This is a genomic window from Pseudomonas sivasensis (genome assembly GCF_052938085.1).
This window is the reverse complement of record NZ_CP176442.1, coordinates 1,668,216-1,687,077: the sequence shown is the minus strand read 5'-3', so window position 1 is coordinate 1,687,077 and position 18,862 is coordinate 1,668,216. Positions and strand designations below refer to the sequence as shown.

The window sequence follows — 18,862 nt, the reverse complement described above, 5'->3', positions numbered from 1 at the left end:
GAACGTTGCGAGGGCTGTAGCAATACTTGTGCCGAAAAAAAACCGCTGATTAATCAGCGGCTTGAAAAACAGGCGTCAATCATCTGCCTGTTCATCACCTTCTCGGCGGCTCATACCGTACTTGCGCATCTTCTCCACCAGGGTGGTTCGACGGATACGCAGGCGCTCGGCGGCACGGGCGACAATGCCGTTGGCGTCGTCCAGGGCCTGTTGGATCAAGCCTTGCTCCAGGTTGCCGAGGTAGTCTTTGAGGTCGAGACCTTCCGGCGGCAGCATGGCGGTAGAACCGAAGTCCGGGGTATGGCCGTTGATGGCGACCCGCTCTTCCATGTCACTGCGCAGACTGTCGACCATCTGCTCGTCTTCGTCGTCGACGTAACGGAATTTCTTCGGCAGCTCGACCACACCGATCACACCGTAGGGGTGCATGATCGCCATGCGCTCCACCAGGTTGGCCAGCTCACGGACGTTGCCCGGCCAGCCATGGCGGCACAGGGACATGATCGCAGCGGAGTTGAAGCGAATCGAGCCGCGCTTTTCGTGTTCCATGCGCGAGATCAGTTCATTCATCAGCAGCGGGATGTCTTCCACGCGCTCACGCAGCGGGGCCATCTCGATTGGGAAAACGTTTAGGCGGTAGTACAAGTCTTCACGGAAGCTGCCCACCTCGATCATGCTTTCGAGGTTCTTGTGGGTAGCGGCGATGATGCGTACGTCGACGCTCTGGGTCTTGTTGCTACCCACGCGCTCGAAGGTGCGCTCCTGCAATACGCGCAACAGCTTGACCTGCATCGGCAGCGGCATGTCGCCGATTTCGTCAAGGAACAGGGTGCCGCCGTTGGCCAGCTCGAAACGCCCGGCACGGCTGGTGATCGCCCCGGTAAAGGCGCCCTTCTCATGGCCGAACAGTTCGCTTTCGAGCAGCTCTGCAGGGATCGCCCCGCAGTTGACCGGCACAAATGGCCCGTCGCGGCGCTTGGAATGGTAGTGCAGGTTACGCGCGACCACTTCTTTGCCAGTGCCCGACTCGCCGAGGATCAGCACGCTGGCGTCGGTATCGGCCACTTGCTGCATCATCTGGCGCACGTGCTGGATGGCGCGGCTGGTGCCGACAAGGCTGCGGAATAGATTAGGTTCGCGGTGGCGACCGCGCTCGCGGGCCTGGTCGTACATCTCGCGATAGACCTGGGCACGGTGCAGGGAATCAAGCAATTTGCTGTAGCTGGGAGGCATTTCCAGACTGGAAAGCACGCGGCGGCGCTGGTCTTCCGGCAGCTCGACAGAAGAAATATCACCAATCAGCAGGACCGGAAGGAACTCATCCCACGTAGACAGTGTCTTTAACAAGCCCAAAACAGCGCCTGGAGCGTTTACTGTCCCGATCAGCACACAAATGACATCACGGCTCGATGACAATGAGCTGGCCGCCTGCTGCCAGTCATGGCTACCGCAGGGCAGATTTTCTTCGCCAAGAAAATTCAAAATCACCGCCAAGTCGCGGCGGCGGACGCTATCGTCATCGATTAGCAGAATTTTGGTTTCACGCCACATGCAATAGCAACTTCCCTAGTAAAACTTCCTGCCCCGAGATTGAGGGCAATCGAGGCGCCTGTAAGACTTCTTACCTTATAGACGTCTGAAATCTGAAAACAGCACTAGTTAAGTCAAAAATGCTGGCACGGTCAAATTTATGACGCGCCGGTAGGATTAACTTCGACTGTTCAGCCGAACAGATGGTAAACCTTTGACGCATTTTTCGCTTGGTTGATCTGCGACATCTCTTCGAAAATCGCCTGGCGTTCGCCGGTCGTCACCTCAAGCAATTGCTGGTATACCGCCAACAGACTCTCAAGCTTTTCACGCAACGCATCCTCATCCACCGGTGCTTCGCTGAGCACCTGCTCGATCACGTCGCGACAGCACATATCCAGCTCGCCAATGGCGTCCCAGTTACGGTCTGCCAGCGCGCCCATCAGCGCCTCACGGGTTTCATCAATGCGTTGCAGTGCTTGGCTCATGACGTGTTCCTCAAGGCACCCAGGCCTTATTCTGCTGCAGCCTGTGGCGCGCCAATCGCATCCCAGCCTTCTTTAACGGTAATCATCAAACGAGCAACTTCGTCGATCATGTCAGCGTCGTTATGCAGGTTGGCTTCCATCAGACGGTTGGTCATGTACGCATACAGACTTTCCAACTGCTGAACGTAAGCCGGGTTATCACTCTTTTCAGCGTTCAGGCCGTCACGCAGGCCGATCACGATATCGATGGCCTTGCCGAGCATCAGCCCCTTCTGGGCGATGTCGCCACGCGCCAGCGCGCCCTTGGCCTGGGCCATGCGGTCGAGCCCGCCTTCCATCAGCATCTGCACCAGGCGATGAGGGCTGGCTTCGGAGATCTGAGCATGGGAATTGACCTTCTGGTATTGGCGAAGGGCTCTCATGGGATTCATGTTTCTACCTCGTGACGGGCGACAGCGAAAAGGATTCTAGTAACCAATATGTCGACGGGTTCGCAAAAAGCTTTAGGGCCAGTTGTCCCGCGATAAAAAAAGGCCAGGCAGATTGCCTGGCCTTTTTCATGCGCAGGCATCAGCTATTGGTTTTGGGATTGTTCAAGGCGTTGAGCGTGGTCATGACGCTGGTGCTTTGCTGGCGCAATTGGGCGACCAGGGTGTCCATGGCGTTGTATTTGGCCGACAGGCTGCTGGTGAGCAGGGTCATGCGCTCGTCGAGAGAGGACTGTTGCTTGGTCAGGTCCTTGAGGGTGTCGGACAGCGATGTGGAGCGTGTTGCCAGGATGCCGGTGGTGGACTTGGCGTAGTCATTCGTCGCGCTTTTCATACGCGCTAACATTCCGTCCGGCCCGCTGAATATGCTGTTGATGTCGGCTGCGTTGGTTTTCACCGCGGCATCCCACTTTTTGTCGTCCAACGACAGCAGGCCCGTCGTCGAATTGGTGACCATACCGAACTGAGCCAGCGACTTGAAAGTACCGGTGCCGGAGAGTGCGTTGAACTCATTCCGAATCGCGCTCTGCAACGAGCGCATGGTCGAATCGCCTGTCAGGGCCGCCGCTGTAGTGCTGCCGTCCAAGTTCGTGGTGACCTTCGTTTCGGCGTTCATCGCGGTGATCAAGGCGTTGTAGGTATCGAGAAAACCCTTTACACCGGATTTGAGCGCCGTGTTGTTGGTGCTCACTGTAATCAGCGTGGCGTTTCTTTCGTCATCCGGCTCGCTGTTGGCGGCCACCTTGAAGCCCGATACCGATACCAGCTTTATATTCACCCCGCTCAACGCGCCTTCGATGGTGTTGCTCTTGGAAACCGAAGCAACGCCGTCGATGCTGTACAGCGCATCTTTGGGCGGATCAACTACCGTGGAACCGACATCCAACCCGGAAGTACCTGACAGCTTCAAGTCCGAGCCTGTGCCCATGGTGGTAGAGGTCAGGATCAGCCTCGAACCATTGGAGTCGGTCTGGATATTGGCACTCAACCCCGAGGTACCGAACTGGGTGTTGATCGAGTCACGCACCTGCTGCAAGGTCGCACCCGCAGGCACACTCACATCGAAATTCTTGCCGGACTGGCTGATGGTCAGAGTGGTTGGCTTGTCGGTGGCATTCACCACAGTGGAGGTGCCGCCAGGGAAGTTCTTGCTCGACAGCTTCGAGGCCTGTGCCAACTGACTGACGATCAGTCGGAAACTACCGTTGGAGGCCGTGTTACTGGCCGTCATCGTGGCGACTTTTTCGTCCGAGGAAGAGCCCGTCAAGCCGGTGAAACTGGAACTGGTCGTCATGGTGTCAATCGCACCACGAAACGCATCCAGCGCCGCCTGAATCTTGCCGATCGAAGACAGTGTGGTGGTCGCCTTCTGAGACGCGGTATTGATCTGCGTTTGCTTGGGCACCTTTTCGGCGTTAACCAAGGATGTCACGATCGCTTGCGTATCGATGTTCGAACCGATACCACTTACCGTTGAACCCGCCATCATCTATCTCCTGTTCGGTGGCTGCCGTTATCTTGACTTATTACGCCTCAAGACAGGACAGCAACAAGTTTCATGCCAGCTCAGGCCTTGTCGTCAAACAACAGGTTGCTTGCGCTGCTGAGGTTCTGTGCCAGCTTCAATGCTGTTTCCGACGGAATCTGGCGAATCACTTCACCATTGTCGGTATTGATGACCTTGACCACCACACGGTGGGTGGAATCATCAATGGAAAAATCGAGGCTACGCTGGGTAGCTTGAACGAAATCGCGAATATCGGTGACTGCTTTTTCCAGGTCGGCGCGTGCGGGCTCTTGGCTAATCGCGGGCGTTGCCTGGACATTCAGAACGTTGTTGTCAGCCACTACCTTGGCAGGTGCGCTTTGAGGTGCAACCGGCGGATAAGACTGGTTCAGCTTTACACTCATGTCCATGTCCAATCTCCTCTAAACCGAAAAAACGGAAGGGCACGTAGACGCGCCCTTCCGTTAGTTACCAAGCGCTGGGATTACTGAAGCAGCTTCAGTACAGCGGATGGCAGCTGGTTAGCCTGCGACAGGATCGCGGTGGAAGCCGACTGCAGGGTTTGTTGCTTGGTCAGTTCGGCGGTTTCGGAAGCGAAGTCGACGTCCTGAACGGTGGAACGTGCAGCGGTGGAGTTCTTCTGAATGTTCTGCAGGTTGTCTGCAGTGGTAGTCAGACGGTTCTGGGTAGCACCCAGGCCCGAACGAACGCCGTCGATTGTGCCGATGGCTTTGTCGATTACAGCCAGAGCGTTTTGAGCTTGCGAGGAGCTGGTAACGTCGGTGTCGGAGATGGTGGTTTTGGTCGCTACAGCGCTGGCAGCGCCGAACAACTTGGTCACACCGTCAACAGTACCGGCTGCCAGGGAGTAACCCTTCGCGGAATCCAGGGAAACCTGACCAGTAACAGTTGCCACTGCATCAGCTGTAGCCGACAGAGCAGTTGGAGCATCAACTGGTGGAGTACCAGTGGTAGCGTATTCGCCAGCACCGTTTTTGGAGTTGACGGAGATCGCATCAGCGCCAGCACCGCTGGTGAAAACCAGGTTCTCACCGGAATCCGACTTAACTTCCAGAGTCTTGTTGGCTTCGTCGTAGTTAACGCTGATGCCCAGTTTTGCAGCGTTGGATTTCAGTTGGTCAGCCAGGCTAGCGGTATCGGTCACGCCGATGAAGCTAACTTCTTTACCACCGCCCACTGCCAGCTTGAAGTTGGCTGGTGCAGGAGTAGCTGCTTGAGTCTTAGCGGTATCAACGCTGAAGCGTACTTCAGTGCTGGCAGAAGCGCTCAGGCCGCCGATAGCGCCGTTCAGCTTGGCGGCGATGTCTTTAGCCGATGCACCGTCGTCGTAGCTAACGGTTTTGGATTGACCGTTACCAGTGATGTTGATGTCACCCTTGGTCAAGCCAGTGGCGTCGATAGCAACGCCGGAGCTCTTGATCTGCTGCGAACCAATGTTGTTGGCTGCAACGTTTTCCAGGCTCAGGTTGATGGTTTCGTTAGCGTTGGCGCCAACCTGAATAGCCTTGGTACCGTACGAACCGTCCAGCAGCTTCTGGCCACCGAAAGTAGTGGTCTGCGAGATACGGGTCAGTTCAGCAGTCAGAGCCTGGTATTCGTCGTTGTTCGACTTACGGTCGTCATTGCTGAGGGAGCCAGTAGCGGAAGACAGAGCCAGGGTACGCATTTTTTGCAGGATGTCGGTCGAAGCCTGCATCGCGCCTTCAGCGGTCTGAGCGATGGAGATACCGTCGTTCACGTTTTTTACTGCTTGACCCAGGCCGTTGATTTGGCTGGTCAGGCGGTTGGAGATCTGCAGGCCAGCTGCGTCGTCTTTAGCGCTGTTGATACGCAGGCCGGAAGACAGGCGCTGCATGGAAGTGGCCAGGGCGCCGCCAGCTTTGTTCAGGTTGCCCTGAGTAGTGATCGAAGCAATGTTGGTGTTTACTGTTAAAGCCATGACGAAATCCTCGTTGGATGGATACTGCGGCTTCCGGCCCTGGCAACCGCCGGGTGTGGCCTGAGAACCTACGTAATAGTTATCGTCGTGGTAGGCAGTTGCTTGAGGATTTTTTTGATTTTTTTTACTGGCGCCGTGCCACCCTTTGCAATTCAACGGCTTACATCAGCTCAAAACCCCGGATTCATTGGCTTTTCTGGCGCCAAATAAAAAACGCCGATGATCTCTAGATCATCGGCGTTTTTTTATGCAGCCTATTAAAGCGTCACGGGCGATACAGAATCGCCGAACCCCACGACAGACCCACACCAAAACCGCTGATTGCCACGCGCTTCCACTTGGCGTCCATCACATGCTTTTCCAGCAGCAGTGGAATGCTCGACGACACGGTGTTGCCGGTCTCGACCATGTCCTTGATGAACTTGTCCACCGGGGCATCTTCAAAACGGCGTGCCACGGCATCAACGATGGCCGCACTGCCCTGATGAATACAGAACGCGTCGATCTCATCAGCCTTGAGGTCCGACTCGTTGAGCAGTTCGTGCAAATGCGCCGGCACCTTGAGCAAGGCGAAGTTGAAGACCTGGCGACCGTTCATGAAGAACACGCCATCACTGACCTTCAAGTGCGGTGCGCCGGAACCGTCGGTGCCGAATTTGGACTTGCCCAGCAACCACGGCGCGTCTTCACCCATCCAGGTGGCGGTAGCGGCGTCGCCGAACAGCATGGTGGTGTTACGGTCTTCCGGGTCGACGATCTTCGAATACGGGTCGGCGGTGATCAGCAGGCCGTTTTTCAGGCCAGTGGCTTCCATGAAGCCCTTCATCGCGTAGATACCGTAGACGTAGCCGGAGCAGCCCAGGGAAATATCAAAGGCCGCCACATGCGTCGGCAAGCCCAGTTTGTCCTGGACGATCGCGGCGGTGTGGGGCAAACCCTCTTCATCACCGTTCTGGGTGACGACGATCAGCGCATCAATCGATTCGCGCTTCAGATCCGGGTTGTTGGCAAACAAAGCGTTAACCGCCTCGACACACAGATCGGAGGTTTCCTGCGCGGCTTCCTTGCGCGGCAGGAACGCAGAACCGATCTTGCCAATGATGAATTCTTCATCCTTGGCGAATTTGGCACCCTGGGCGTAGTTATCGATCCCGTCTGCCGGCACGTAACTGGCGATGCTTTTTATGCCAATCATTGTGGCTTCCCAATACTAAATAGCTGGAGAACACCCCGAGGACTGCGCCCGGAGTGCTGACAATAAAGGGGATAACCCCATAAAAATCTCGCTGAAAGCCGCCCCGCAAGGACCCTGTGACGACTTATCCTTTTCACACGATACAGTGAAGATGCGCTTTATGACTCACAGGTCACTCAATTTTGTGCGCTTTATGCAAAACGTTTCAACAATTTAACCCCAGAAACGACAACGGCCCGCCCTGTTTCCAGAGCGGGCCGCTTGACTTGGCGCCACTTACATCTTGTTGAACAGGCTCAACTGCGAGACTTTCACGAACGCCAGCTGCGAGGCTTCGAGCATGGTTTGCTGCAGCGTCAGGTTGATCGCCGCCTCACCCATGTCGACGTTGGCCAATGCACTCATGGTCGTGGTGTTGGCCAAGCTGATGCTAGTGTTTGCGCTGGCCTGCACCGTCAACGCATTCTCACGCGCACCGATGGAGCCACGTACGTTGTCCACTTGGTCGGCCGAGCTGGTCAGGTTACTGACGGCGGCATTCAAGGCGTCCTGAAGTTTGACCCGCGCGCCCGGAATGCCGTCTGCCGGTTGCTCCAGAGCCATACGCAGTTGGCCCAGGGTATCGAGGGCGTTCTGGGTTTTCTGGGTGGTGTTGCCCACCGAAAACTGGTCGCCAACGTTCGGCGTGCCACTCAGTTCGAAGGTAACGCCTGCCGCCGTGATGGTGCTCGGGCCTGGCGGGGTGCCGGTGCCGGGAGTGATGACGCCATTGTCCACGATCGGTTTGCTGCCGGCGGTATACGGCTGGGCATAGACCTTGTAGGCCGTCGGGTCGGTGTCGTCGAACTTGATCAATACGCCGCTGTTAGGAAACGTGCTCGAATAGTTGGCCGCACTGCTGACGCTGGCATTGGTCAATTGCGCGCTGGAAGTGTTGCTCGGGGTTCGAGCGATGTTGAACCCGTCAGGCTTGGCGCTGAGGCTGAACTCACGCCCCTTGACCAGCGCATCGGCATCAGGCCCCGTGGCAAGGTCGGTCAGGTCTACCGTGATATCGAACTTGACGCCACGCAGGTTGACGCTGGCGCTGCCTTCCTTGGTGGAGTCGAACGTCCCGTTACCGGCAACCTGCGAAGTAATGTCGTTGTTGTCTTTGTCGGTAATGACGTACTGGGTGCTACTGGTGAACGTCAGTTTGTACGGCTGGCCGTCGGCAAACTGCCGGGTGTAGTCGGAACCCGAAGTCACAAGGCCGCTCGATAAGGCGACCTTGTGGTCGTCGACCAGCGGCGGCGAAATCGCAGGCGCCACCGGCGCAGTGGCAGGCGCGAGGTAATTGGACTGGGTGCGACTGGTATTGACCGCCCCTTCCAGGATGGTCTTGCCGGTGTCGCCGGTGCGAACCGTCAGGGTCTCGGATACCTGCAGGCTCAGCTCGTTCTCGTCGCCCTGATAGCTGTAAGTACCATCGTTGTTGCGCGAGTACGGCGGCGTGTCGGTCTTGGAGCCTGAGAACAGATAGTTGCCGGCCGAGTCCTTGCTGTTGAGCAAGCCCAACAGTTGATCCTCAAGCGCGCCCACCTCAACCGAAATGGACTTGCGGTCAGCATCACTGGTCACGCCACCGGCACGCAGCGCCAGTTGGCTGCCGGCCTGGATCGTGGTGTTGATCGCATCCAGGATGCTTTCTTCGTTAGTCAGCTTGTTCTGAATACTGGTGATATTGCCGCTGTACTGCGACAGCATATCTTTCTGCTGTTGCAGCATCAGCAAGCGCTGGGCAGCCACCGGATCATCGGCGGCGGTCTGCACACGCACGCCGGAGCTGGCCTGCTGCTGGGCCTGCACCACACCTGAATAATTGTTCTGATACTTGCTGGCACTGGTGTCGAAATACTGCTGTGTAGAAATGCGCATCGTCCCAGACTCCCTTAAAGACTATTGATCAGCGTGCTGAAGGTTTCTTGCGCAGCCTTGATGATCTGCGACGACGCTGTGTAGTACTGCTGGAACTTGATCATGTCACCCGCTTCTTCATCCAGGTTGACCTGGGATACGGAGTTGCGTGCGTTCTTGTTGGCCGTCAACAGCGCGTTGGTCGCTGTGGTGTCTGTGGTGGCCGCTGCGGCCTTGGCGCCGACGGTCGAGACCAACTTGCTGTTGGCCCCCACCAGGCTGGTGCCGCCACTGCCATCGGCCGCGAGGCCTACGGTTGACTTGGTCTGCAGGTTGAGCAGAGCCTGGGCGTTACGGTTGTCGGACTTGCCGGAGGCATTGAACGAGAAGGAGGTGCTGTCGCCGTTCGCTGGCGAACCGCCCACCGTGGTGTCGAAGCTGAAGCTCTTGGCTGGCGACAACAAGACACCGCCGGCATCGCGCATCGGCACGCTGATGCTGATCTTGTTGGCCTGGCCTGGAATGATAGTGCCGGAGCCGATCGGATCACCCTGGGCGTTGCTGAGGGTGTAAGCCTGAGTGCCATCGGCCGCGGGCTTACCAAAGACCATCGTCACCGGCATCGAGTGCTCAATGCCAGTACGCAATTGCGCGGTGTCGGCGCCACCCTGGATATCCAGAGGCACTGTGAGGGTCGGCGGCGTAAAGGTGCCGGTGCCCTGGTTGGTTTTACCCGCCTCGCCCTGCAACGGCGCGGCAAAGGCAATCTTGCTCGGATCGCTGAGCACGGTGCCGATTTCCTTGGCGCCGTTGGCGGTCGGGCTGACCTTGAAGCTGTCACCCGCCTGCACTGCGCCGCTCTGGACCGCCAGGGTGAAACCGTCGATAACCGGCGGCGGCGTGGCACTCAGGTCATAAGTGCCCATAGCCTTGCCGTCGGATCGCAGGACCGTCACCTTGTTGAGATTGGTCCCATCGTTGAAGCTGACCTTGTAATCAAAGTTGGTCAACTGGCTGCTGTCTTTGATCGTCACGCCCAGGGCGCCGTCGCCCAGGTTGCCTTGGGCCGCCTGGCTACGCAGGGCAACGGAGGCTGCGTTATTGATGTCGGTGAACATCGAGGCGCCGAACTCGCCATTGAGGTCCAGGCCTTGGCCCAACTGGCTGTTGAGCGCATCGGCAGTGACAATCGCGATACGGCCCAAGTCATTGATTGCCGGCATCAGCGCATCGCTGCGATAACGCAGCAGGCCACCGATGCTGCCGCCACTGATCACGTTGCCCAAGTCCAGGGCGGTACCGCCCGGCGCATTGAGCTGGATCGTGTACTGGCTGGTGTCGCTCTTGCTCGGCACCGCGGAAATGCTGCTGGACTGATCGCCCAGCACCAGGGACTGGCCACTGCCGGTGCTGAGGCTGAACACGCCGTTCTTTTCCGTGGCGGTCACGCCGATCAGCTCATTGAGCGAGCGTACAGCCTCGGCACGGGAGTCCAGCAGGTTAGCCGGGGAGGTGTTCGACGAACCCTGTACCTGGGCGATCTGCTTGTTGAGGGACGCAATCGACGACGTCAGTTGGTTGACCTGATCGCTCATCGAGGTCAACTGGCTGTTGATGGTCTCTTTCTGCTGGCTCAACTGGCTGGAGATGGTGTTGAACCGGTTGGTCAGGGTCTGGGCGTTCGTAAGCAGGATCTGACGGGCCGAAGCATCGTTCGGACTGGCCGAGGCGGTCTGCACCGCCGCGAAGAACGAGCTGAGCACGGCGGACATGCCGGTGGTCTTGTCTGACAGGGTCTTGTCGACCGCACTGATCTGGTCCAGGTAAGCCTTGGCATCGCTGTTGAGCGAGGTGCTGTTCTGGTAAGCGGTGTCCAGGTATTCGTTGTAGACCCGGCGCACGTCGGCCAGGGTGGTGCCGCTGCCGATGAACACGCCGCCGTACTGATTCGACGCGTTCGCGCTCTGGGTGGTCTGCTGACGCGAATAGCCCGCGGTATTGGCGTTGGCGATGTTGTTACTCAAGACCGACAACGATCCTTGAGCGGCGTTAAGCCCCGACATCCCGATATTGAGCAAACTCATGGTTCAGACCTTATAAATGAGTGGTCGCGCCCGCGGCAGCGTAATTCTGATAACTGTTCATCGTTTTTGCGATCTGCGAAATCTTGCTGGCGTAGGCCGGATCGGTGGCGTAACCGGCTTTTTGCAACTCGCGCACAAACTGTTCCGGGTTGTCGGCCGACTTCACAACTTCTTTATAGCGATCATTGCTTTGCAGCAATGTCACCAGGTCGTGGAAGCTGTCCTGGTAGGAGTCGTAGGAACGGAACTGCGCCGTTTCCTTGACCATCGCGCCATCGCGAAACTCGCTGGTGATCGCACGCGCCTGACCGCCCTGCCAACTCTGGCCGGCCTTGATGCCGAACAGGTTGTGACTGCTGCTGCCATCTTCGGCGCGCATCACCGATTTGCCCCAACCGGTTTCCAGGGCGGCCTGGGCCACCAGGTACTTCGGATCAATACCAATGCGCGCCGCAGCCGCCTTGGCCATCGGCAACATGGTGGCGACGAATTCGTCCTGCGAACTGAACGCTTTCTTCGCCGGTGCCAGCGGCGGCTGGGCCACGGCGCGGCTGTAGATCTGCATACGGTCGCTGGGCACCGCAAAACTGCGAGCGGTGCTGTTGACGACGTTGTCATCGGAGGCACTGTTACGCAGCGGCGCGGCCTTGGCTTCGGTCGCCACTTGGGTGCTCGGAACGATGCCGGCGAGCAGGCGATCGGTCAGCTTGCTTGGCAAGGCGATCCGGCGCTGGTTCATCAGCTCCATATCGTTGCTATGGGCAGCAGCGGCACCGGCCTGGGGCTCTGCCACGCGGTAGGCCCACAACGGACGCTGGCCATTGGATCGACCCAGCGGACCCTGAGCCTGGGTGCCGGCGGCAATTTCCGTCGGCACGTCGACTTTCTTAACCGGTTCAGCGGCTGCCGGGCCCTGCAAAGTGGCCGCAGCGGCGTCCACCGGTTTGTTCTTCTGCATCTGGCGCATCAGCACGTCGGCGAGGCCGATACCACCGCCCTCACGGGACAACGACACCGCCAGTTGCTGGTCGTACATCTCCTGATATTGCTTGGCCGCAGGCGTGTTCATCGGGTTGTCTTTGCCCAGGGCCTCGGTGGCCGAGCGCATCGACTTGAGCATCTCGCTCAAGAACAGCGACTCGAACTCCTGCGCCACCTTGCGCATATTGCCTTCGCTGTTCTTGTCGTCGCCGACCTTGAGCTGGTTAAGCCGGTTCAAGTCGGAGTAAGACCCCGAGTCCGCCGTGCTGCTGATCCCGCTCTTGCGCATATCCATGGCCACGGCCTCAGATTACGATCAGGTCGGCTTGCAAGGCGCCGGCCTGTTTCAGGGCTTCAAGAATTGCCATCAAGTCGCCTGGCGCAGCGCCCACCTGGTTCACCGCGCGGACAATCTCATCCAACGTGGTGCCGGGGCCGAACTTGAACATCGGCTTGGCTTCCTGCTGAGCATTGACCCGCGAGCGCGGCACTACTGCCGTCTGGCCATTGGACAACGGCCCAGGCTGGCTGACGATCGGGTCTTCGGTGATGGTCACGGTCAGGCTGCCGTGGGTCACCGCTGCCGGCGACACCTTGACGTTCTGGCCGATCACGATGGTGCCGGTGCGCGAGTTGATGATGACTTTGGCCACCGCCTGGCCTGGGTCGACTTCAAGGTTTTCCAGGATCGACAGGTAATCCACACGCTGGCTTGGGTCCAGCGGCGCAGTTACACGGATCGAGCCGCCGTCGATGGCCTGGGCCACGCCAGGGCCGAGCATGTCGTTGATCTTGTCGACCACGCGCTTGGCGGTGGTGAAGTCGGAACGGTTGAGGTTCAGGGTCAGGCTGTTGCCTTGGTTGAAACCACTGGGCACGGTACGTTCCACCGTGGCGCCGCCAGGAATACGACCGGCCGATGGCACGTTGACGGTAATCTTCGAACCGTCACGACCTTCGGCGTCAAACCCACCCACCACCAGGTTGCCCTGGGCGATGGCATAGACGTTACCGTCGATACCTTTGAGCGGCGTCATCAGCAGCGTGCCGCCGCGCAGGCTTTTCGAGTTACCGATGGAAGCCACGGTGATGTCCACCACCTGACCCGGCTTGGAGAACGCCGGCAAGTCGGCACTGATAGACACGGCCGCGACGTTCTTGAGCTGCACGTTGCCCGAGCCCGCCGGCACCTTGATGCCGAACTGCGAGAGCATATTGTTGAAGGTCTGCAGAGTGAACGGGGTCTGGGTGGTCTGGTCACCCGTGCCGTTGAGCCCCACTACCAGGCCGTAACCGATCAACTGGTTGGAACGCACGCCGGAGATGCTCGCAATGTCTTTCAGGCGCTCGGCCTGGGCGACAGCGCTTAACGAAAGCAGGAGTGCGGCAGCCATCAGCTGTTTGAGTTTCAAAGTGGCCACCTAGAAAGGGAACAGCGGGCTAAGGAAGAAACGGTCGAACCAACCCGGCTGACTCGCATCAGCAAACGAACCCGTACCCGAGTAGGTAATGCGTGCATCGGCAATCCGTGTCGACGGCACGGTGTTGTCGGTGGCGATGTCATCGGCACGGACCATGCCGGCGATGCGCACCAGTTCATCACCGGTATTGAGGGTCATCCACTTTTCACCGCGTACAGCGATGATGCCGTTGGGCAACACGTCGGCCACGGTCACGGTGATCGAACCGGTCAGTGTGTTGCCTTGCGCCGCCGCACTCTTGCCGTTGGTAGCACGGTCGCCGCTGTAGCCGGCATCGAGGCTCAGGTCACCGCTGCCCAATGGGTTATTGGTGTTCGGCACACCGCCGAACAGCGAGGACAGGCCAATGCTGGCCTTGCTGGTCTTGCCGATCTGCGAGTTGGCGTTCTTGCTGGCCTGGGTCCGCTCGTTCAGGGTGATGGTGATGATGTCACCAACCCGGAACGCCTTGCGGTCGCTGTACAGGTTCTGTTCGAAACCCGCCTGGTAGATCGAGCCATTGTTGGCCGCCGCCGGCAACGGCGTGCGCGGCAACACCGGCGCGTAGTACGGGTCATTGGGTTTGGGCGTCGGGGCGACACAGCCCGCGAGCACGGCAATCCCACTCAATGCCAAAACGGAAACATAGCGATTCATGACCCATACCTCACGGTGTTGCAGGCGCCCTTCAAGAGCGCCCCATAGACTTGATTACAGATTCTGCGTTACGAACGAGAGCATCTGGTCGGCGGTGGAAATCACCTTGGAGTTCATCTCGTAGGCGCGCTGAGTGGTGATCATGTTGACCATCTCTTCAACGGTGCTCACGTTGGAGGTTTCCAGGGTGCTTTGCAGCGTGGTGCCGAAACCGTTCAGGCCAGGGGTGCCGATTTGCGGCGCGCCGCTGGAGGCGGTTTCCAGGAAAAGGTTATTACCCATGGCCTGCAGGCCAGCCGGGTTGATGAAGTCGGCGGTTTGCAGGTTGCCGATCACTTGCGATGCCGGGTTACCGGCCACGGTGATGGACACGGTGCCGTCGTTGCCGACGGTGAAGGTCTGGGCGTTGTTCGGCACGACGATGGCCGGTTCCAGGGCGAAACCGTTGGCCGTCACGATCTGGCCATTGGCGTCCAGGTGAAACGTGCCGTCACGGGTGTACGAAGTGGTCCCATCCGGTTGCAGGATCTGGAAGAAGCCCTTGCCGTTGATAGCCATGTCGAGCGGCTGGCCGGTTTGCTGCAGGTTACCGGCGTTGAAGTTCTTCTGGGTGCCGACGATTTGCACACCGGTACCCAATTGCAGACCCGACGGCAATTCGCTGTCCTGGGTCGACTGGGCGCCTGGCTGGCGCTTGATCTGATAGAGCAAGTCCTGGAACTCGGCGCGGTCACGTTTGAAGCCCGTGGTCGACACGTTGGCCAAGTTGTTGGAAATGGTGGTCAGGTTGGTGTCCTGGGCGGACAGACCTGTTTTGGCAACCCATAGAGCCGGAAGCATGGTGTTCTCCTTCGTGCGCCTGTTTGTTGGCGCCGTTTAGCAAATTAGTGAGTGAGCGCTGATCAGCTCATCTGCATGACGCGAGTCATGGCCTGGTCGTCTTCTTTGGCGCTGTTCATCATCTTGATGTGCAGCTCGAACTGCTTGGAAAGCGCCAGCACTGCCGTCATTTCTTCCACGGCATTGACGTTGCTTGCCTGCAGGAAACCCGAGGTCAGCTTGACACTCGCATCGGCCACGGCCGGCTGGCCATCTTTGGTGTGAATGGTGCCATCGAGGCCTTTATTCATATTCTTCAGGTCGGGCTGGACCAGCTTGATCCGGTCCACTTCAGCCATCACCCGTGGGCCTTCGCCCATGGCGCGGATGCTGATGGTGCCGTCGGAACCGACTTCGATCTTCTGCTGGGGTGGCACGGCAATCGGGCCACCGTTGCCCATGATCGGCATGCCGTTACCGGCGCGCAGCACGCCCAACGCATCGACGTTCATGCTGGCGCTGCGCACATAGGCTTCGCTGCCATCCGGAGTTTGCACCGCCATCCAACCGTCGCCGTTGACCGCCACGTCCAGATCACGACCGGTTTCGATCATCGCGCCGGGGGTGAAGTCGGTGGCTGGACGTTCGGTCAGGGCAAACGCCCGCGCCGGAAAGCTGTCACCGAACACCGGCATCGAACGCGCCTGTTCCAGGTCACGTTGAAAGCCGTTGGTGGAAATGTTCGCCAAGTTGTTGGCATGGGCCTTCTGCGCCAGAGCATTCTGGCTGGCGCCGGTCATTGCCACATAAAGGTACTTGTCCACATTCTTTCCTCTTTCTGACGCAGGCTTGCCGCCCACCGCTGTACTGATGAGGCTTAAGCAATTTGCGAACCAACTTTTAAAAAAAGGGGAAAACCCAGGCAGTACGGGGGTTTGCGTTGAGTCAGCAGGATTTGAAGGACTGGGGATAGTCGAAAAAACGGCGGACTACTGCCGCTTACGGCAACGACGCAGATCAAATGTGAGAGCGAGCTTGCTGTGGTGAGCGGGCTTGCCCCGCGCCGGGCTGCGAAGCAGCCCCCCAACCACACAGGTTATTTATCAGCCTTCAGAATTTCGTAATCGCGCAACTTATTGGCGATGGTGGTGTGCGATACCCCCAGCCGCTTGCCCAACTGCCGGCTGCTCGGATGCTCGGCATACAGGCTCTCCAGCACCGCCTTCTCGAACCGTCCGACGATCGCCTCCAACCCACCCTCCAGGGAAAAATCGCCAAGCGGCTGACGCACGCCATAATCCGGCAAGCGAATATGCTCGGCCTTGACCGTCCCGCCCTCGCACAACGACACGGCCTGGAACAGCACGTTTTCCAACTGCCGCACATTGCCCGGCCAGTGGTAGTGACTGAGTCGCTCCATCGCCGCCGGCGCCAGCTTGGGCAGTGGGCAGCCGATCTGACGGCTGGCCTGGTCAAGAAAGTGGTCAACCAACGGCCCCAGCCCATCAAGGCATTCGCGCAGTGGTGGGATGTGCAACGACAGCACGTTGAGGCGGTGATAAAGGTCCTGGCGGAATTCGCCACGGGCGCAGAGTTCGGACAAATCCACCTGGGTTGCGCAGATCACCCGCACATCCAAGTACACCTCCTCATCACTGCCCACGCGACGGAAGCAACCATCCTGCAGGAAGCGCAGCAATTTCACCTGCAAGCGCGCACTCATTTCCCCCACGCCATCGAGAAACAACGTACCGCCCGCCGTCAGCTCCAGCAGCCCGAGCTTGCCTTCGGCCCGCGCGCCTTCGAACGCGCCGGGGCCATAGCCAAACAACTCGGTCTCAGCCATCGACTCCGGCAGACCAGCACAATTGAGCGCCATCAGCGGCGATTGCCCACGGGGGCTGGCCAGGTGGCAGGCGCGGGCCAGCAATTCTTTGCCAGTGCCGGTTTCGCCTTCTATTAATAGCGGTGCGTCCAACGGCGCCATGCGCCGGGCTTCACGTACCACCGCCGCCATGACTTTGGAGCTTTGGAAGATGCTGTCAAAGCCGCGCAGTTCCTGCTTGCGCACGTTGTAGATGCGCTCGCCCACGCGGTCGGCGCGATGCAGGGTCAGCACGGCGCCAGCCATGGCCTCGCTGTCGTCGTGCTCGGAGGATTGCAGTGGCGCTATGTCCGCCAGGAACACGTCACCCTTGACCTTGACCCGCAGACCATTGATCCGCGACTTGCTCGCTCGCACCAGTTCCGGCAAGTCGAAGTCCTCGGCGTAGCGCGACAGCGGAATGCCCGGCACTTCGTCCACGCGCACCCCGAGCAACTGCGCCGCCGCGCGGTTGGCGGCGACAATGGAGCCGCCCATGTCGATGGACAGCACTGGAAACTCCAACGCACCGAGCAAGGCATTGAGCTCCATGTGCCGGCGCTCGCTGGGCATCAGCCCTACCCTTTTCACGCCAAACACCCCGGCAATGGCTTCGAACTGCGGACGTAATGCCTGGAACTGCATGTTCACCAGGTTCGGACAAAACAGGTAAATGGCATTGCCATGCTCACCACCGACCTCGCCCTTGGCGACATTGACGCCGTACTCCACCAACAGATTGAGAATGTCCCGCAATATGCCGATGCGGTTTTGGCAGTGCACTTTGATACGCATGAAAGGGCCCGAAAAAGTGGGTAGGCGCCGCGTCTTTTTGTCGCTGGGCGCAGATAGTCGTCAAGATTATGTGACAGCTTGTGTGCTTTTCACAGCCCAACGGCGCGATGAACCACACGAGCGTAACGATTACTTTACGAAAATCGGTATTTTTTCCTACAAGATCCGCTCACAGACAGATGGAATCCTGCTCCGCGCGGGTTATCAATAGGTTCATCGCAGGACATAACAAGAACGAATGCCTAGCAGGAGAGCCGTATGAAGCAGACGCAGTACGTGGCCCGCGAGCCCGATGCGCAAGGTTTTATCCACTACCCGCCGGAAGAACACGCGGTGTGGAACACTCTGATCACGCGTCAGTTGAAAGTGATCGAAGGCCGCGCTTGCCAGGAATACCTGGACGGTATCGACAAACTTGGCCTGCCCCTGGACCGCATTCCACAGTTGGGCGAAATCAATAAAGTGCTGGCCGAGACCACCGGCTGGCAAGTGGCCCGGGTCCCCGCGCTAATCCCCTTTCAAACCTTCTTCGAATTGCTCGCTAACAAGCAATTTCCGGTGGCGACCTTTATTCGTACCCGTGAAGAACTGGACTACCTGCAAGAGCCGGATATTTTCCACGAGATCTTTGGCCACTGCCCACTGCTGACCAACCCCTGGTTCGCCGAATTCACTCACACGTACGGCAAGCTCGGCCTGGCAGCCACCAAGGAGCAACGGGTGTACCTGGCGCGCCTGTACTGGATGACCATCGAGTTCGGCCTGGTGGATACGCCCGAGGGTCGGCGCATCTACGGTGGCGGGATTTTGTCGTCGCCCAAGGAAAGCGTGTACTGCCTGTCGGACGAGCCCGAGCACCAGGCCTTCGACCCGCTGGAAGCGATGCGCACGCCGTATCGCATCGACATCCTCCAACCGCTGTATTTCGTACTGCCCAACCTCAAGCGCCTGTTCGAAGTCGCGCAGGAAGACATCATGGGCATGGTCGAGCGCGGTATGCAGCTTGGGTTGCATGCGCCGAAATTCCCGCCAAAACCCAAGGCCGCGTGAACCGTGGCTTTTAAGGCCAGGTGAGTCTGTTCCCTGGCCCCGCGTTGCTTTAGGGTGACGCCACTGACGACCGTTTTTAAACACTCGA

Annotated in this window: 16 protein-coding genes; 1 reads left to right on the top strand and 15 read right to left on the bottom strand. The window is 58.7% G+C overall.

Translation table 11 applies throughout. The features are described from left to right. Window positions 1-75: 75 nt before the first annotated feature. The 15 genes from ACKZ62_RS07935 to ACKZ62_RS07865 all read right to left on the bottom strand — a co-directional run bounded on the left by ACKZ62_RS07935 (window position 76) and on the right by ACKZ62_RS07865 (window position 17,724). Window positions 76-1,551 carry a sigma-54 dependent transcriptional regulator gene (locus ACKZ62_RS07935; protein ID WP_032887872.1) on the bottom strand — a complete coding sequence of 492 codons (1,476 nt, stop codon included), beginning with the start codon at window positions 1,549-1,551 and terminating at the stop codon, window positions 76-78. A gap of 170 nt (window positions 1,552-1,721) precedes the next feature. After that, window positions 1,722-2,018: a flagellar protein FliT gene (gene fliT, locus ACKZ62_RS07930; protein ID WP_447096506.1), complete on the bottom strand. Its 297-nt coding sequence runs from the start codon at window positions 2,016-2,018 to the stop codon at window positions 1,722-1,724. 26 nt (window positions 2,019-2,044) lie between these two features. Next, window positions 2,045-2,449 (bottom strand): flagellar export chaperone FliS, encoded by a 405-nt coding sequence (fliS, locus tag ACKZ62_RS07925; protein WP_032887870.1) that lies wholly within the window; start codon window positions 2,447-2,449, stop codon window positions 2,045-2,047. A gap of 139 nt (window positions 2,450-2,588) precedes the next feature. Continuing rightward, window positions 2,589-3,992, bottom strand: coding sequence for a flagellar filament capping protein FliD (gene fliD, locus ACKZ62_RS07920; RefSeq protein ID WP_447096505.1), 1,404 nt, complete (start codon window positions 3,990-3,992; stop codon window positions 2,589-2,591). Between the two features lie 80 nt (window positions 3,993-4,072). Beyond that, entirely contained in the window at window positions 4,073-4,423 is a 351-nt protein-coding gene (locus tag ACKZ62_RS07915; protein WP_095185426.1) for a flagellar protein FlaG, read from the bottom strand. A 74-nt stretch (window positions 4,424-4,497) separates the two neighbouring features. Continuing rightward, entirely contained in the window at window positions 4,498-5,973 is a 1,476-nt protein-coding gene (locus tag ACKZ62_RS07910) for a flagellin N-terminal helical domain-containing protein (protein ID WP_447096504.1), read from the bottom strand. A gap of 265 nt (window positions 5,974-6,238) precedes the next feature. Then, window positions 6,239-7,168, bottom strand: a complete 930-nt coding sequence (locus tag ACKZ62_RS07905; RefSeq protein WP_032887863.1) for a ketoacyl-ACP synthase III — start codon at window positions 7,166-7,168, stop codon at window positions 6,239-6,241. A 276-nt stretch (window positions 7,169-7,444) separates the two neighbouring features. Further along, a complete protein-coding gene (locus ACKZ62_RS07900; RefSeq protein ID WP_099603015.1) occupies window positions 7,445-9,085 on the bottom strand; it encodes a flagellar hook-associated protein 3 in 1,641 nt (546 codons plus the stop codon). 14 nt (window positions 9,086-9,099) lie between these two features. After that, entirely contained in the window at window positions 9,100-11,148 is a 2,049-nt protein-coding gene (flgK, locus tag ACKZ62_RS07895) for a flagellar hook-associated protein FlgK (RefSeq protein ID WP_099603014.1), read from the bottom strand. Window positions 11,149-11,158: 10 nt separating this feature from the next. After that, window positions 11,159-12,424 carry a flagellar assembly peptidoglycan hydrolase FlgJ gene (gene flgJ, locus ACKZ62_RS07890; protein ID WP_032887857.1) on the bottom strand — a complete coding sequence of 422 codons (1,266 nt, stop codon included), beginning with the start codon at window positions 12,422-12,424 and terminating at the stop codon, window positions 11,159-11,161. Window positions 12,425-12,434: 10 nt separating this feature from the next. Then, the gene (locus ACKZ62_RS07885) at window positions 12,435-13,523 is read right to left on the bottom strand and encodes a flagellar basal body P-ring protein FlgI (RefSeq protein ID WP_081797739.1); all 1,089 of its coding nucleotides are present in this window, start codon (window positions 13,521-13,523) and stop codon (window positions 12,435-12,437) included. Between the two features lie 27 nt (window positions 13,524-13,550). Beyond that, complete coding sequence (gene flgH, locus ACKZ62_RS07880; protein WP_032887854.1) at window positions 13,551-14,246, bottom strand: flagellar basal body L-ring protein FlgH; 696 nt, start codon at window positions 14,244-14,246, stop codon at window positions 13,551-13,553. A 54-nt stretch (window positions 14,247-14,300) separates the two neighbouring features. After that, on the bottom strand, window positions 14,301-15,086 hold the full coding sequence (gene flgG / locus ACKZ62_RS07875; protein WP_032887852.1) for a flagellar basal-body rod protein FlgG: 786 nt from the start codon (window positions 15,084-15,086) through the stop codon (window positions 14,301-14,303). Between the two features lie 62 nt (window positions 15,087-15,148). Continuing rightward, window positions 15,149-15,889: a flagellar basal body rod protein FlgF gene (locus ACKZ62_RS07870; RefSeq protein WP_032887850.1), complete on the bottom strand. Its 741-nt coding sequence runs from the start codon at window positions 15,887-15,889 to the stop codon at window positions 15,149-15,151. 272 nt (window positions 15,890-16,161) lie between these two features. Beyond that, window positions 16,162-17,724 carry a sigma-54-dependent phenylalanine hydroxylase transcriptional regulator PhhR gene (locus ACKZ62_RS07865; protein WP_032887849.1) on the bottom strand — a complete coding sequence of 521 codons (1,563 nt, stop codon included), beginning with the start codon at window positions 17,722-17,724 and terminating at the stop codon, window positions 16,162-16,164. Between the two features lie 258 nt (window positions 17,725-17,982). On the opposite strand from ACKZ62_RS07865, the gene phhA reads away from it, so the two are divergent. Next, a complete protein-coding gene (gene phhA, locus ACKZ62_RS07860; RefSeq protein ID WP_122681135.1) occupies window positions 17,983-18,774 on the top strand; it encodes a phenylalanine 4-monooxygenase in 792 nt (263 codons plus the stop codon). Window positions 18,775-18,862: the final 88 nt, after the last annotated feature.

Bases quoted from the DNA above. Each gene is read 5' to 3' on its own strand.
- ACKZ62_RS07935 (WP_032887872.1), bottom strand. From the start codon at position 1,551: ATGTGGCGTGAAACCAAAATTCTGCTAATCGATGACGATAGCGTCCGC.
- fliT (WP_447096506.1), bottom strand. From the start codon at position 2,018: ATGAGCCAAGCACTGCAACGCATTGATGAAACCCGTGAGGCGCTGATG.
- fliS (WP_032887870.1), bottom strand. From the start codon at position 2,449: ATGAATCCCATGAGAGCCCTTCGCCAATACCAGAAGGTCAATTCCCAT.
- fliD (WP_447096505.1), bottom strand. From the start codon at position 3,992: ATGGCGGGTTCAACGGTAAGTGGTATCGGTTCGAACATCGATACGCAA.
- ACKZ62_RS07915 (WP_095185426.1), bottom strand. From the start codon at position 4,423: ATGGACATGAGTGTAAAGCTGAACCAGTCTTATCCGCCGGTTGCACCT.
- ACKZ62_RS07910 (WP_447096504.1), bottom strand. From the start codon at position 5,973: ATGGCTTTAACAGTAAACACCAACATTGCTTCGATCACTACTCAGGGC.
- ACKZ62_RS07905 (WP_032887863.1), bottom strand. From the start codon at position 7,168: ATGATTGGCATAAAAAGCATCGCCAGTTACGTGCCGGCAGACGGGATC.
- ACKZ62_RS07900 (WP_099603015.1), bottom strand. From the start codon at position 9,085: ATGCGCATTTCTACACAGCAGTATTTCGACACCAGTGCCAGCAAGTAT.
- flgK (WP_099603014.1), bottom strand. From the start codon at position 11,148: ATGAGTTTGCTCAATATCGGGATGTCGGGGCTTAACGCCGCTCAAGGA.
- flgJ (WP_032887857.1), bottom strand. From the start codon at position 12,424: ATGGATATGCGCAAGAGCGGGATCAGCAGCACGGCGGACTCGGGGTCT.
- ACKZ62_RS07885 (WP_081797739.1), bottom strand. From the start codon at position 13,523: ATGGCTGCCGCACTCCTGCTTTCGTTAAGCGCTGTCGCCCAGGCCGAG.
- flgH (WP_032887854.1), bottom strand. From the start codon at position 14,246: ATGAATCGCTATGTTTCCGTTTTGGCATTGAGTGGGATTGCCGTGCTC.
- flgG (WP_032887852.1), bottom strand. From the start codon at position 15,086: ATGCTTCCGGCTCTATGGGTTGCCAAAACAGGTCTGTCCGCCCAGGAC.
- ACKZ62_RS07865 (WP_032887849.1), bottom strand. From the start codon at position 17,724: ATGCGTATCAAAGTGCACTGCCAAAACCGCATCGGCATATTGCGGGAC.
- phhA (WP_122681135.1), top strand. From the start codon at position 17,983: ATGAAGCAGACGCAGTACGTGGCCCGCGAGCCCGATGCGCAAGGTTTT.